Consider the following 14,084-nt stretch of genomic DNA (forward strand, 5'->3'; position numbering starts at 1 on the left):
AAGCCGAATTTACGTCAGCCTTGTTGACATTCCAAGACACAACCCGTAACACGGCGACGATTTGGCGCAAGAATCTGTCCGGTGCGGACCTTTCAGGCGCAAGATTCGCAAAGCAAAAGGTGTCCTCATGGCTGGATATGACGATCGCGACGGATTCATCTGGATGGATGGCGCGCTGGTGAACTGGCGCGACGCCAAGGTCCACCTCCTGACCCATGCGCTGCACTATGCCTCTTCGGTGTTCGAGGGCGAGCGTTGCTACAACGGCAAGATCTTCAAGTCGACCGAGCATTCCGAGCGGCTGATCAAGTCCGGCAAGCTCCTGGACATGGACATCCCCTGGAGCGCCGCCCAGATCGACGCCGCCAAGGAAGAGGTGCTGAAGGCCAACGGCCTGACCGACGCCTATGTCCGCGCCATCGCCTTCCGCGGCGCGGGCGAGGAGATGGGCGTCGCCTCGCTGGGCAATCCGGTGCGGCTCGGCATCGCCTGCTGGACCTGGGGCGCCTATTACGGCGATGCCAAGTTCAAGGGCGCCAAGCTCGACATCTCGAAATGGAAACGCCCCAGCCCCGAGACCATCCCGTCGGAGGCCAAGGCCGCCGGCCTCTACATGATCTGCACCATGTCGAAGCACGCGGCGATGGCCAAGGGCTGCTCGGACGCGATGATGTATGATTACCGCGGCTATGTGGCCGAGGCGACCGGGGCCAACATCTTCTTCGTCAAGGATGGCGAGGTGCATACGCCCAAGGCTGACTGCTTCCTGAACGGCCTCACCCGGCAGACCGTGATCGGGATGCTGAAGGACATGCAGATCAAGGTCCACGAGCGCCACATCCTGCCCGAGGAACTGGAAGGCTTCGAGCAGTGCTGGCTGACCGGCACCGCCGCCGAGGTCACCCCGGTGGGCGAGATCGGCCCCTGGCGGTTCGAGGTGGGCGAGCTGACCAGGCGCGTCGCCACGGAATACGAAAAGCTGGTCCGCGCCTGAGCGGATTTCCCGGCCCGAAACTCCGGTCCCGGCCCTCTGTGCGGGGCCGGGATTCTTCGTTTGCTGCCCGAACCGGATCACAAAAATTTTTAGTGCTGCGATAATTGTTGTTGCATCCGCAAAATCTTTGGGATCAACCTGCCCCCGATCTGCTGCTCTGCCTGCCACGGGGGAACATGGCTCGGAAGGCTACGAACGTCCCGGTCGCCCTTGGCACGCGGGTGCGCCGGCGCAGGCAGGCCATGGGCCTGACCCTGCAGGAACTGGGCGGCATCTGCGGCGTCTCGGCGGGCTACCTGAGCCAGGTCGAACGCGACAACGCCGTCCCCACCCTGGGCACCCTGGCCGAGATCGCCGCGGCGCTGGACGTGCCCATCGACCATTTCATCGCCACGCCCCGGCAGGCCGACAGCGTGACCCGCGCCGGCCAGCGGCCCGGCTTCTCGCTGGCCGGCACCTCGATCGTCTACGAACAGATCGGCGCGGAATTCCCGGGGCACGAACTGACCTCGTTCATCCTGAACATGCCGCCGGGCTACCGCTCGGAAACCGTGCAGCATTCCGGCGAGGAGCTGATCTTCGTGCTGGAGGGCGAGGTGCTGCAGGTCGTCGGCGGGCAGGAGTTCCTGCTGCGGGCGGGGGACAGTATGCATTACCTGGGCCAGCACCCGCATTCCTGGTCGAATCCCGGCCCCGGCCCGGCGCGGCTTTTGTGGACCGGCAAGATGCTGCACGGGGCCACCGTGTCGGACTACATGTTGCGGGGCGCGGTTGCCGTAAGGGAATCGGCTGACGAGCGATGAAATTCGCGCCACAAAGGGCGCACCGATGCACATGCCGGATCAACGGCAGGCGAACACCAACGATCCAATAAGGAGAGAGTGCAGATGAAACATCTTCCCGTTCTTGCCTCGGCGCTGACCATGGCGCTGGCGGCCCAGGTGGCGGAGGCCAAGACCTTCGTCTATTGCTCGGAAGCCTCGCCCGAAGGCTTCGACCCCTCGCCCTATACCGCGGGCGGCACCTTCGACGCCTCGGCCCACCCGGTCTACAACCGCCTGACCGAGTTCAAGAAAGGCACGACCGAGGTCGAGCCGGGCCTGGCCGAAAGCTGGGAAGTGTCCGAGGACGGGCTGGAATACACCTTCCACCTGCGCAAGGGCGTGAAGTGGCATTCCAGCGACAAGTTCACCCCGTCGCGCGAGTTCAACGCCGACGACGTGATCTTCTCGTTCGAGCGTCAGGGCAAGGCCGACCATCCCTGGCACCAGTATATCGCCGGGATCACCTACGAATACTATACCTCGATGGCGATGCCCGAGCTGATCAAGTCGATCGAGAAGGTGGACGACTACACCGTCAAGTTCACCCTGAACACGCCGGAAGCGCCGTTCCTGGCCAACATCGCCATGCCCTTCGCCTCGATCGTGTCGAAGGAATATGCCGATACGCTGGACGCCGCCGGCACCAAGGAGGACCTGAACAACGCGCCCATCGGCACCGGCCCGTTCAAGTTCGTCGCCTATCAGAAGGATGCGGTGATCCGCTACCAGAAGAACCCCGACTACTGGGGCCCGGCGCCGCTGATCGACGACCTGGTCTTCGCCATCACCCCCGATGCCGCGGTGCGGCTGCAGAAGCTGAAGGCCGGCGAATGCCACCTGATGCCCTATCCGGCACCGGCCGACATCGAGGCGATCAAGGCCGATTCCAACCTGAAGCTGGATGAACAGGCGGGCCTGAACGTCGGCTACCTGGCCTACAACACCACCATGGCGCCCTTCGACAATCCGAAGGTCCGCAAGGCGCTGAACATGGCCATCAACAAGCAGGCCATCGTCGACGCGGTGTTCCAAGGCGCGGCCGAGCCGGCGAAGAACCCGATCCCGCCGACCATGTGGTCCTACAACGACGCGATCCAGGACGATCCCTACGATCCGGAAGCGGCCAAGAAGATGCTGGAAGAGGAAGGCGTCACCGATCTGTCGATGAAGATCTGGGCGATGCCGGTTCAGCGTCCCTACATGCCGAACGCCCGCCGCACCGCCGAGCTGATGCAGGAAGACCTGTCGAAGATCGGCGTCTCGGTCGAGATCGTCAGCTACGAATGGGGCGAATACCTGTCCAAGTCGATGGAGCCGGGCCGTGACGGCGCGGTGATCCTGGGCTGGACCGGCGACAACGGCGACCCCGACAACTTCCTGTCGGTGCTGCTGTCCTGCGACTCCGCCGGCGAGGGCGGGGCGAACCGCGCCTTCTGGTGCAACGAGGAATTCTCGAAGCTGCTGAAGGACGCCAAGGTCACCGCCGACCCGGCCGAGCGCACCGCGCTTTACGAACAGGCGCAGGTGATCTTCAAGGACCAGGCGCCCTGGTTCACCATCGCCCACTCGACCCAATACGTGCCGATGTCGGCCAAGGTCTCGGGCTTCGTGATGAGCCCCTTGGGCGACTTCACCTTCGAGACCGTGGATATCGCCGAGTAACCGGGGCATCCTATCGAATGAAACCGGGCGCGCGGGGGCTGGTCCCCCGCGCGTCTTTCAAGGGACAGGTCCATGGTCCGGTTCATCCTATCCAAGTTGCTCTATCTGGTGCCGACCTTCCTCGGCATCACCATCATCGCCTTCAGCTTCGTGCGCATCCTGCCCGGCGACCCGGTGCTGCTGATGGCGGGCGAACGCGGCGTCACGCCCGAGCGCCATGCCGAGCTGACGGCCCAGCTGGGCTATGACAAGCATGTGGTGCTGCAATATTTCGATTTCCTCGGCCGGCTGCTGCAGGGCGACCTCGGCAATTCGCTGGTGACGAAGAAGCCGGTGCTGACCGAATTCCTGGCCCTGTTCCCGGCGACGGTGGAACTCGGCCTCTGCGCCATCATCATCGCCACGGTGATCGGCGTGCCGGTGGGCGTGCTGGCCGCGATCAAGCGCGGCAGCTGGTTCGACCAGGTCTCGATGACCACCGCCCTTGTCGGCTTCTCGATGCCGATCTTCTGGTGGGGTCTGCTGCTGATCATCTTCTTCTCCGGCATCCTGGGCTGGACGCCGGTGTCGGGCCGGATCAGCCTGATGTATTTCTTCCCCGACGTGACCGGCTTCATGCTGATCGACAGCCTGATCTCCGGCCAGTCGGGCGCCTTCCGCTCGGCGATCAGCCACCTGATCCTACCCTCGGTCGTGCTGGCGACGATCCCCTTGGCGGTGATCGCCCGGCAGACCCGCTCGGCCATGCTGGAGGTGATGGGCGAGGATTACGTCCGCACCGCCCGCGCCAAGGGGATGCCGGCCAGCCGCGTGATCGGCATCCATGCGCTGAGGAACGCGATGATCCCGGTGATCACCACCATCGGCCTGCAGATCGGCGTGCTGATGGCGGGGGCGATCCTGACCGAGACCATCTTCTCCTGGCCCGGCATCGGCAAGTGGATGATCGATTCGATCAGCCGCCGCGACTATCCGGTGGTGCAGTCCGGCCTCCTGCTGATCGCCGGCCTCGTCATGCTGGTGAACCTGCTGGTGGACCTGACCTACGGCCTGATCAACCCGAGGATCCGCAACAAATGAGCGACGCAACCGTGAAACTTTCGGACGCCGCCATCCGCCGCCGGATGCTGGCCGAGTTCTGGTTCTACTTCAGCCAGAACCGCGGCGCCGTGCTCGGGCTGGTGGTCTTCCTGCTGCTGGTGCTGGTCGCGGTCTGCGCCTCGCTGCTGGCGCCGCACGACCCGACGATGCAATACCGCGACGCCCTGCTGGTGCCGCCGGTCTGGGAGGACGGAGGCCGCGCGGGCTTCATCCTCGGCACCGATGCGGTGGGGCGGGACATGCTGTCGCGGCTGATCTTCGGCGCGCAGTATTCGCTGTTCATCGGCATCGTCGTCGTCTCCATCGCGCTGGTCGGCGGAATCGTCATCGGCCTGATCGCCGGGTTCTTCGGCGGCTGGGTGGACACCGTGATCATGCGGGTGATGGACGTGATCCTGGCGTTTCCGTCCCTGCTGCTGGCGCTGGTGCTGGTGGCCGTCCTTGGCCCCGGGCTGACCAATGCGATGATCGCCATCGCCATCGTCTACCAGCCCCACTTCGCCCGGCTGACCCGCGCCGCGGTGATGTCCGAGATGAAGCGCGAATACGTCACCGCCGCCCGGGTGGCCGGCGCCGGCAACCTGCGGCTGATGTTCAGGACCATCCTGCCCAACTGCCTGGCCCCGCTGATCGTGCAGGCGACGCTCTCCTTCTCCTCCGCCGTGCTGGACGCCGCCGCGCTCGGCTTCCTCGGCATGGGGGCGCAGCCGCCGGCGCCGGAATGGGGCACCATGCTGGCCGAGGCGCGCGAGTTCATCCTGCGGGCCTGGTGGGTCGTCACCTTCCCCGGCCTCGCCATCCTGATCTCGGTGCTGGCGATCAACCTGATGGGCGACGGCCTGCGCGACGCGCTCGACCCCAAGCTGAAGCGGAGCTGACCGATGGCGCTTCTGAACATCCGCAATCTGACGGTGCGCTTCGCCACCGCCACCGGCAGCTTCACCGCCGTGGACGGCATCGACGTGTCGGTCGACAAGGGCGAGGTGCTGGCCATCGTCGGCGAATCCGGCTCGGGCAAATCCGTGTCGATGCTGGCGGTGATGGGCCTTTTGCCCGACACCGCCACCATCACCGCCGACGAGATGACCTATGACGGGCAGGACATCTCGAACCTGGCCCCCTGGCAGCGCCGCAAGCTGATCGGGCGCGAGATCACCATGATCTTCCAGGAACCCGTGGCCTCGCTGAACCCCAGCTTCACCACCGGCTTCCAGATCGAGGAGGTGCTGCGGCTGAACCTGGGCATGTCCCGGGCGCAGGCCCGCGCCCGCGCGCTGGAGCTGTTCCGCGCCGTCGGCATCCCGGAGCCGGAAGAGAAGCTGAACGCCTACCCGCACCAGATGTCGGGCGGGCAATGCCAGCGGGTGATGATCGCCATCGCCATCGCCTCCAACCCTCGGCTCCTGATCGCGGACGAGCCGACCACGGCGCTGGACGTGACGATCCAGAAGCAGATCCTCGACCTTCTGATGAAGCTGCAGGAGGATTACGGCATGGCGCTGATCCTGATCACCCACGACATGGGCGTGGTGGCAGAAACCGCCGACCGGGTGGTGGTGCAATACAAGGGCAAGAAGATGGAAGAGGCCGATGTGCTGAGCCTGTTCGAGGCGCCGAAGCATCCCTATACCCGCGCGCTGCTGTCGGCGCTGCCGGAGAACGCCACCGGCGACCGGCTGCCCACCGTCTCGGACTTCTTCCAGCAGGAGGCTGCGCGATGAGCCCCGTCGTCGAAGGCCGCGCCATCGTGCAGGACTACCACGTCCCCGGCGGCATGTTCGCCCGGGCCAAGACCGTCCGCGCGCTGAAGGGCGTCAGCTTCAAGGTCGAGAAGGGCAAGACCCTGGCCATCGTCGGCGAAAGCGGCTCGGGCAAGTCGACGCTGGCGCGGGTGATCGCGCTGATCGACGCGCCCTCGGGCGGCGAATTGCTGATCGAGGGCAAGCCGGTGGACATCCGCCGCCAGCGCCCGGGGCCGGAGATGCGGTCCAAGGTGCAGATGGTGTTCCAGAACCCCTATGGCAGCCTGAACCCGCGCCAGAAGGTCGGCGACGTGCTGATGGAGCCGCTGGTGATCAACACCAAGGTCCCCGCGGCGGAACGGCGCGAGCGGGCCGAGGCGATGCTGGCCAAAGTCGGCCTGCAGCCCGAGCATTTCAACCGCTACCCGCACATGTTCTCGGGCGGGCAGCGGCAGCGGATCGCCATCGCGCGGGCGCTGATGCTGAACCCCTCGCTTCTGGTGCTGGACGAGCCGGTCTCGGCGCTGGACCTGTCGGTGCAGGCGCAGGTGCTGAACCTGCTGGCCGACTTGCAGGACGAATTCGGCCTCACCTACGTCTTCGTCAGCCACGACCTGTCGGTGGTGCGCTACATCGCCGACGAGGTGATGGTGATCTCGAAGGGCGAGGCGGTGGAGCAGGGGTCGCGCGAGGCGCTGTTCGCCGATCCGCAGCACCCCTATACCCGGCAGCTGTTCGCCGCGACCCCGGTGACGGATGTCGAGGCGATCCGCGCCCGGGTGCAACGGCGCAAGGCGGCGCGGGCGCTGGCCTGAGGGGCCTTCCCCCGGCGGCCGCCGCTGCTACCATGCCGCCATGGTCAAGCGGCATTACAACCTGCCCTCGCTCAGCGCGCTGGCCGCGTTCGAGGCGGTGTCGCGCCGCCTGAACGTGACCCGCGCCGCCGAGGAGCTGAACGTCACCCCCGGCGCGGTGTCGAAGCAGGTCCGCGCGCTGGAGGCCGACCTCGGCCGCAGCCTGATCCGCCGTCACTCCACCGGCGTCTCGCTGACCGCCGAGGGCGCGGCGGTGGCGGCCAGCCTGTCCGACAGCTTCGGCAGGATCGCCGCCACCCTGCAACAGGTGCGCGAATCGGGCGAGCGGGCGCATGTCTCGATCCTGTCCACCATGGCAACGATGCAGCTTTGGCTGATGCCGCGGCTGGGGGCCTTCTGGATGGCGCATCAGGACATCGTGGTGGAACACGTCATCTCGGAACGGCGGCTGGACGCCGGGCGGCCCGACATCGACCTGCGGCTGCGCTACGGCGACGGCAACTGGCCGGGCGAGCAGGCGATGAAGATCCAGGACGAAAGGGTGCTGGCGGTGGCCAGCCCCGCCTTCCTGGAGGCCAATCCCGTCGCCACCCTGGCCGAACTGGCCGAGGCGCCGCTCCTGTCGGTCGAGGGTGCGGACTGGCCCTGGATGACCTGGGCGGATTTCATGCGGGCCAGCGGCACGCCGTTCCGGCGGCTGAACCTGCGGCGCTTCAACAGCTATGTCATCGCCTTGCAGGCCGCCCGCGACGGGCAGGGCGTGGCCCTCGGCTGGACCAGCTCGGTCGGGCCGCTGCTGGCCAGGGGAGAGCTGCGGCAGGTCACCGCGGCCGAGATCGCCGACCCCTTCGCCATCCATGTGACATGGAGCGACCGCCGCCCGCTCAGCCCCGAGGCAGTGGTGTTCCGCGACTGGCTGCTGTCGCAAGGGGAGTTGAGCTGAACTCAACTCTGCCCGGCATCTTCCTCGCTTGATCGGGGGGCGCCCGCCGCCTCATCTGTCCGGGTCTCCAGACAGGATCGAGAAGGCCGATGATACCGAAGACGATGACCGCCGTGCTGCTGACCAGCCATGGCGGGCCGGAAAAGCTGGACTACCGGACCGACGTGCCGGTGCCGCAGCCGAAAGCGGGCGAAGTGCTGATCCGCGTCGCCGCCTCGGCGGTGAACAACACCGACATCAACACCCGCATCGGCTGGTATTCCCGGAAGGTGGAAGTGGCGACCGAGGCCGCCGACACCGCGCAGGTAGATCAGGAGGATGCCTCCTGGTCCGGCGTGCCGCTGCAGTTCCCTCGCATCCAGGGCGCCGATGCCTGCGGCCATGTCGTCGCCGTCGGCGAAGGGGTGGATGCGGGGCGGATCGGCCAGCGGGTGCTGGTGCGCAACATGCTGCGCAGCTACGTCGGCTGGCGGCCCTACGAATGCTGGACCTACGGCAGCGAGATCGACGGCGGCTTCGCCCAGTTCACCGTGGCGCCCTCGGCCGAGGTCTACGCGGTGGACTGCGACTGGACCGATGCGGAACTGGCCTCAATTCCCTGCGCCTATTCGACGGCGGAAAACATGCTGCACCGGGCGGGGGTCGGGGCCGAACGGGTGCTGGTCACCGGCGCCTCGGGCGGCGTCGGCTCGGCCGCGGTGCAGCTGGCGAAGCGGCGGGAGGCGGAGGTGATCGCCCTCTGCGCCGCCTCGAAGGCGGAAGAGGTGAAGGCGCTCGGCGCCGACCGCACCCTGGACCGCGGTGCCGATCTGGTCGCCGCGCTCGGCCGCAACTCGGTGGACGTAGTGATCGACATGGTGGGCGGCCCGGGCTGGCCGGCGCTCTTGGACGTGCTGCGCACCGGCGGGCGCTATGCCTGCGCCGGGGCCATCGCCGGGCCGATCTGCGAGCTGGACCTGCGCCGGCTCTACCTGAAGGACCTGACGCTTTACGGCTGCACCTTCCAGGAGGACGCGGTGTTCGAGAACCTGATCCGCTACATCGAGGCGGGCGAGATCCGCCCCGTGGTCGCCCGCACCTACCCGCTGGCCGAGATCGCGCAGGCGCAGGCCGATTTCCTGTCGAAGAAGCACACCGGCAAGCTGGTGCTGATCCCGCCGCCGGTGACAGCATGAAGATCGCCGCCATCGAACTTTACCAGGTGGAGCTGCCCTATTCCGGCGGGGTCTACCTGCTGTCCGGGGGCCGCGAATACCGCGGCTTCGAGGCCTCGATCGTGCGGATCGAGACCGATACCGGCATCGAGGGCTGGGGCGAGAGCACGCCCTTCGGATCGACCTACATCGCCGCGCACGCCCGCGGCACCCGCGCCGGGATCGAGGAGATCGCGCCGCATCTCCTCGGCCGCGACCCGCGGCAGGTGGACCGGATCAACGACGCGATGGATGAGGCGCTGGTCGGCCACCACCACGCCAAGACCGCGCTGGACATCGCCTGCTGGGACGCCTTCGGCAAGTCGGTGGGGATGCCGGTCTGCGAATTGCTGGGCGGGGCGACCGGATTCCGGATGCCGACGATCTCGTCGATCTACGCCGGCCCGCCGGAGGAGATGCGCGCCCGGGTCGCCAGCCACCGGCAACGCGGCTATCGCGGTCATTCGATCAAGATCGGGGCGCTGGACAGCGAGGGCGGCCCGGCGCTGGACGCCGAGCGTATCGCCGCCTGCCTGGCCGACCGCCGCCCCGGCGAGTTCTTCCTGGTCGACGCCAACGGCGGGATGCTGCCGGAGACCGCGCTGCGGATGCTGCGCCTGCTGCCGCCGGGGCTGGACTTCGTGCTGGAGGCGCCCTGCGCCAGCTGGCGCGAGACCGCCTCCCTGCGCAGGCGCTGCCCGGTGCCGATCATCATGGACGAACTGGCCGAACTGGATGGCGACATCGCCCGCATCCTCGCCGAGGACATCGCCGACGGCATCGGGCTGAAGATCTCCAAGGCCGGAGGCCTGACCCGCGGCCGCCGCCACCGCGACATCTGCCGCGCCGCCGGGCTGACCGTCTCGGTGCAGGACACCGTGGGATCGGCCATCGCCTTCGCCGGCATCGTCCATCTGGGCGCCACCGTGCCGGAGCGTAACCTGCGCTGCATCCTCGACTGCCGCGACATGGTCACGCTGGTGACGGCCGACTTCGACGCGCCGGTGCAGGACGGCGGCGTGCTGGCGCCGATGGCCCCCGGCCTGGGCCTGACCGTCCGCCGCGAGGTCCTGGGCGATCCCGTCGCCCGCTGGACCGCCTGAACACCAAGAGCGCCAGAAGGCGCCATAACCCACCCGACATGGAGACAGACCGATGAGACAGCTTGTTCTTTCGACCGCCTTCGCAACCCTGCTGGCGGCGATGCCCGCGCTGGCGCAGGACCGGCCAGGCGAGGGCGTCACCGTCCGCCCGGCGATCCAGCCGCTCCTGGAAGAGATGTTCCAGAGCCGCATCCTGTTCCGCGCGCTGACCGATCTCGGCTATACCGTCGCCGATCCGCAGGAGGTGCTGGCCCAGACCGCCCATCTGGCGGTGGGGACGGGGGACGCCGATTTCTTCCCCTCCAGCTGGGACGTGCTGCACGCCCCCTTCGTGGCAGAGGCCGGCGGCGATGCCGTGGTGACCAAGGTCGGCACGCTGATCGAGGGCGCGCTGCAGGGCTATCTGGTCGACAAGGCCAGCTATGAGGCCGGCTTCACCAACCTGGGCGACCTGAAGGACCCGGCCAAGGCGGCACGCTTCGACACCGACGGCGACGGCAAGGCCGATCTGGCCGGCTGCGTGCCGGGCTGGGGCTGCGAGCGGGTGATCGAGCACCACCTGACCGAATACGGGCTGCGCGACACCGTCAACCACAACCAGGGCGAATACAACGCCATCATCGCCGACACCATCGCCCGGTTCCAGAACGGCCAGCCGATCCTCTACTACACCTGGACGCCCTACTGGGTGTCGGGCGCGCTGGTGCCGGGCAAGGACGTGGAATGGCTGGCGGTGCCCTATGCCTCGCTGCCCGACGGAGCCAGCGGGGTGACCGAATATGACGGCAAGACCCTTGGCTTCGCGGTGGACAGCATCCGCATCGTCGCCCGCAACGACTTCCTTGCCGCCAACCCGGCCGCAGCGAAGCTGTTCGAGGTGGCGAAGGTCGATATCAACGACGTTTCCGCCGAGAACAAGCTGATCGCGGACGGCGAGGACAGCTCGGCCGACATCGACAAGCATGTCGAGGACTGGATCGCCGCGCATCAGGCCGAATACGACGGCTGGCTGGCCGAGGCCCGCAAGGCGGCCGAGTGACCGGCCGGCGGAGGGGCCTTGGCGGCCCCTCCGCTCAGGGCTGGCCCAGGCGTTGCGCCAGCAGCCAGTCCCGCACCTCCTGCGCCGGGCGCGACAGCGGCGCCTGCTTCGGCCAGATGACGTGGAAATCCTTGCCGGTGGCCAGCATGTGCCCGGTCAGCCGGACGAGCACGCCCTTGGCCACCAGCCCCTCGGTCAGGTGCCGCCAGCCGAGCGCGATGCCCTGCCCCTCGATCACCGATTGCACCACCAGCACATAATCGTTGATCTGCAACCCCTTCGGCACCCGCCGCGGCTCGATCCCGCAGGAGGCGAACCAGTCCCGCCAGGTGGTGGCCGACCGGAACGGCTCTTCCAGATGGATCAGCGGATGGGCCAGCAGGTCCTCGGCCGCCTCCGGGCGGGGGTGGCGCGCCAAATAGGACTGGGCGCAGACCGGATAGATCTGTTCCGGCGCCAGCGCCTCGGCGTGGTATTGCGGCCAGTCGGCGGGGACGCCGCCGCGGATGCCCAGCGGGATGCCCTCGCCCACCAGATCCATGTCGCGGTCCGAGGTCTGGATGCGCAGGTCCACCTCCGGCAGGTCGGCGCGGAAGCGCTCCATCCGCGGCACCATCCAGAAGGCGGCGAAGGCGGTGGAGCAGGCCAGCGTGACATGGCTGCCCGCCGCCACCGCCCGCAGCCCCTGCGCCGAGCGCTGGATGTGCTGCAGGCCGATCGACACATCGGCATGGAAGCGCTGCCCCGCCTCGGACAGCCGCACCCGGCGGTATTCCCGCAGGAACAGCGCCGTGCCCAGCTGATCCTCCAGCCGGGCGATGGCGTAGGAGACCGCGGCCTGCGTCATCCGCAACTCGCGCGCGGCGGCGCTGAAACTGGCCAGCCGCCCCGCCGCCTCGAACACCACGAGGCTGTTGAGCGAGGGCAAAAGCTGACGCAGGTTTTCCATAAATCCAGCTTATCAAGCTGATGAGAATTTTCCAGCGTTACAGTGCCCGCCCCGAAGGTCTATTTTCGGCACCAGCTTATGAGAGGGGCCAGCCATGCCGGACGGGGATACCAGCAAGCGCCAGCGCGGCGGACGCGACCAGCGCCGGGTGGCGCGGGCACAGGGCAACGTGGTGCACCGGCCCTATATCACCCGCGGCATCCCGACCTACGACATTCTGTCCGAGGAAAGCCTGGAACGGATCGAGGCCACCGCCGACCGCATCCTGGCCGAGATCGGCATCGAGCTGCGCGAGGATGCCGAGGCGATGCGGCTCTACAAGGCCGCCGGCGCCGAGGTGACGGCGACCGCGCCCGAGGTCTGGCGGGTCAAGTTCCCGCCCGGCATGGTGCGGGAAATCCTGAAGACCGCGCCGGCGGAGTTCATCCAGCACGCCCGCAACCCGGCCAATTCGGTGCGGATCGGCGGCAGGAACGTGGTCTTCGCCCCCTCCTACGGCAGCCCCTTCGTGATGGACCTCGACCGCGGCCGCCGCTACGGCACCATCGAGGATTTCCGCAACTTCGTGAAGCTTTCCCAGTCCTCGCCTTGGCTGCACCATTCCGGCGGCACCGTCTGCGAACCGACCGACGTGCCGGTGAACAAGCGCCACTTGGACATGGTTTACAGCCACATCCGCTATTCCGACCGCGCCTTCCTCGGCTCGATCACCGCGGCGGAGCGGGCGGCCGACAGCGTGGAGATGGCGCGCATCCTGTTCGGCGCCGATTTCACCGACAAGAACTGCGTGGTGATGGGCAACTTCAACACCACCTCGCCCTTGGTGCTGGATGGCGTCACCGCGGCGGGCATCCGCACCTATGCAGCGGCCAACCAGGGGTCGATCCACCTGCCCTTCCTGCTGGGAGGCGCGGTGGCGCCGCTGACCACCGCCGGCATGGTGGCGCAGGGGCTGGCGGAAAGCATGTCCTCCTGCGCGCTGGCGCAACTGGTGCGGCCGGGGGCGCCGACGATCCTGGCCAGCTTCTTCTCCTCGATGAGCCTGAAGTCCGGCTCGCCCACCTTCGGCACGCCGGAACCCGCCGTCGCCTCGCTGGTGATGGGCCAGCTGGCGCGGCGGCTGAACATGCCGCTGCGCTGCGCGGGGAACTTCAGCACCTCGAAGCTGCCGGACGGGCAGGCGATGCAGCAAAGCATGATGTCGATGATGTCCGCGGTGCAGGGCGGGGCGAACTACATCCTGCATTCGGCCGGCTTCCTCGACGGCCTGTTGTCGATGTCCTACGAGAAGCTGGTGATGGACACCGACATGTGCGGCGCGCTGCATTCCTATCTCGACGGCATGGCGGTGGACGAGGACACCCTGGCCTTCGAGGCGCTGGACGAACTCGGCCCCGGGCAGCACCTGTTCTCGACCCAGCACACGCTGCGGCATTACGAGACCGCCTATTGGGATTCCGCGCTGGACGACAACCAGCCCTGGGAGACCTGGGACGAACAGGGCGGGATCGACTACGCGCAGCGCGCCAATGCGCGGTGGAAGCGGCTGCTGGCCGAATACGAGGCCCCGCCGCTGGACGAGGGCGTGGACGAGGCGCTGCAGGACTTCATGGCCCGCCGCAAGACCGCGGTGCCGGACATGTGGTATTGATCGCCGCCTGACCGGCCCTTTCCGACCCCAGACGACAGCCCGACGGTGCGGCCCCCGCCGCCCCGGCC

The 14,084-nt window shown here is 67.6% G+C and carries 13 protein-coding genes; 12 read left to right on the forward strand and 1 reads right to left on the reverse strand.

Annotation, left to right across the window (positions count from 1 at the left end; all coding sequences use genetic code 11):
• Positions 1–127: 127 nt before the first annotated feature.
• From G5B31_RS02150 to proX, 11 genes are all read left to right on the forward strand, one after another.
• Positions 128–994 (forward strand): branched-chain amino acid aminotransferase, encoded by an 867-nt coding sequence (locus G5B31_RS02150; RefSeq protein WP_165013316.1) that lies wholly within the window; start codon positions 128–130, stop codon positions 992–994.
• Between the two features lie 176 nt (positions 995–1,170).
• Positions 1,171–1,797 (forward strand): helix-turn-helix domain-containing protein, encoded by a 627-nt coding sequence (locus G5B31_RS02155; protein WP_165013318.1) that lies wholly within the window; start codon positions 1,171–1,173, stop codon positions 1,795–1,797.
• 84 nt (positions 1,798–1,881) lie between these two features.
• Complete coding sequence (locus G5B31_RS02160; protein WP_165013320.1) at positions 1,882–3,480, forward strand: ABC transporter substrate-binding protein; 1,599 nt, start codon at positions 1,882–1,884, stop codon at positions 3,478–3,480.
• Positions 3,481–3,552: 72 nt separating this feature from the next.
• Positions 3,553–4,560, forward strand: a complete 1,008-nt coding sequence (locus G5B31_RS02165) for an ABC transporter permease subunit (protein ID WP_165013322.1) — start codon at positions 3,553–3,555, stop codon at positions 4,558–4,560.
• Positions 4,557–5,459 (forward strand): ABC transporter permease subunit, encoded by a 903-nt coding sequence (locus G5B31_RS02170; RefSeq protein WP_165013324.1) that lies wholly within the window; start codon positions 4,557–4,559, stop codon positions 5,457–5,459. Before G5B31_RS02165 ends, G5B31_RS02170 begins: the two co-directional genes overlap by 4 nt.
• A 3-nt stretch (positions 5,460–5,462) precedes the next feature.
• The gene (locus G5B31_RS02175) at positions 5,463–6,302 is read left to right on the forward strand and encodes an ABC transporter ATP-binding protein (RefSeq protein WP_165013326.1); all 840 of its coding nucleotides are present in this window, start codon (positions 5,463–5,465) and stop codon (positions 6,300–6,302) included.
• The gene (locus tag G5B31_RS02180) at positions 6,299–7,138 is read left to right on the forward strand and encodes a dipeptide ABC transporter ATP-binding protein (protein WP_165013328.1); all 840 of its coding nucleotides are present in this window, start codon (positions 6,299–6,301) and stop codon (positions 7,136–7,138) included. The genes G5B31_RS02175 and G5B31_RS02180 overlap by 4 nt, the downstream gene beginning before the upstream one ends.
• Before the next feature lie 40 nt (positions 7,139–7,178).
• Positions 7,179–8,081 (forward strand): LysR substrate-binding domain-containing protein, encoded by a 903-nt coding sequence (locus G5B31_RS02185; protein ID WP_165013330.1) that lies wholly within the window; start codon positions 7,179–7,181, stop codon positions 8,079–8,081.
• A gap of 89 nt (positions 8,082–8,170) precedes the next feature.
• A complete protein-coding gene (locus G5B31_RS02190; RefSeq protein WP_240904234.1) occupies positions 8,171–9,256 on the forward strand; it encodes an alcohol dehydrogenase family protein in 1,086 nt (361 codons plus the stop codon).
• Positions 9,253–10,377 carry a mandelate racemase/muconate lactonizing enzyme family protein gene (locus tag G5B31_RS02195; RefSeq protein ID WP_165013332.1) on the forward strand — a complete coding sequence of 375 codons (1,125 nt, stop codon included), beginning with the start codon at positions 9,253–9,255 and terminating at the stop codon, positions 10,375–10,377. Before G5B31_RS02190 ends, G5B31_RS02195 begins: the two co-directional genes overlap by 4 nt.
• A 52-nt stretch (positions 10,378–10,429) precedes the next feature.
• Positions 10,430–11,416, forward strand: a complete 987-nt coding sequence (gene proX, locus G5B31_RS02200; RefSeq protein WP_165013333.1) for a glycine betaine/L-proline ABC transporter substrate-binding protein ProX — start codon at positions 10,430–10,432, stop codon at positions 11,414–11,416.
• Positions 11,417–11,450: 34 nt separating this feature from the next.
• Here the strand turns inward: proX and G5B31_RS02205 are convergent, their stop codons facing one another.
• Positions 11,451–12,365, reverse strand: coding sequence for a LysR substrate-binding domain-containing protein (locus tag G5B31_RS02205; protein ID WP_165013335.1), 915 nt, complete (start codon positions 12,363–12,365; stop codon positions 11,451–11,453).
• Positions 12,366–12,459: 94 nt separating this feature from the next.
• Between G5B31_RS02205 and G5B31_RS02210 the strand changes: the two genes are divergently transcribed.
• Positions 12,460–14,016, forward strand: coding sequence for a trimethylamine methyltransferase family protein (locus tag G5B31_RS02210; RefSeq protein WP_165013337.1), 1,557 nt, complete (start codon positions 12,460–12,462; stop codon positions 14,014–14,016).
• Positions 14,017–14,084 lie beyond the last annotated feature (68 nt).

The sequence above is a fragment of the Rhodobacter sp. SGA-6-6 genome (genome assembly GCF_011043545.1).
Taxonomy (GTDB): domain Bacteria; phylum Pseudomonadota; class Alphaproteobacteria; order Rhodobacterales; family Rhodobacteraceae; genus Pseudogemmobacter.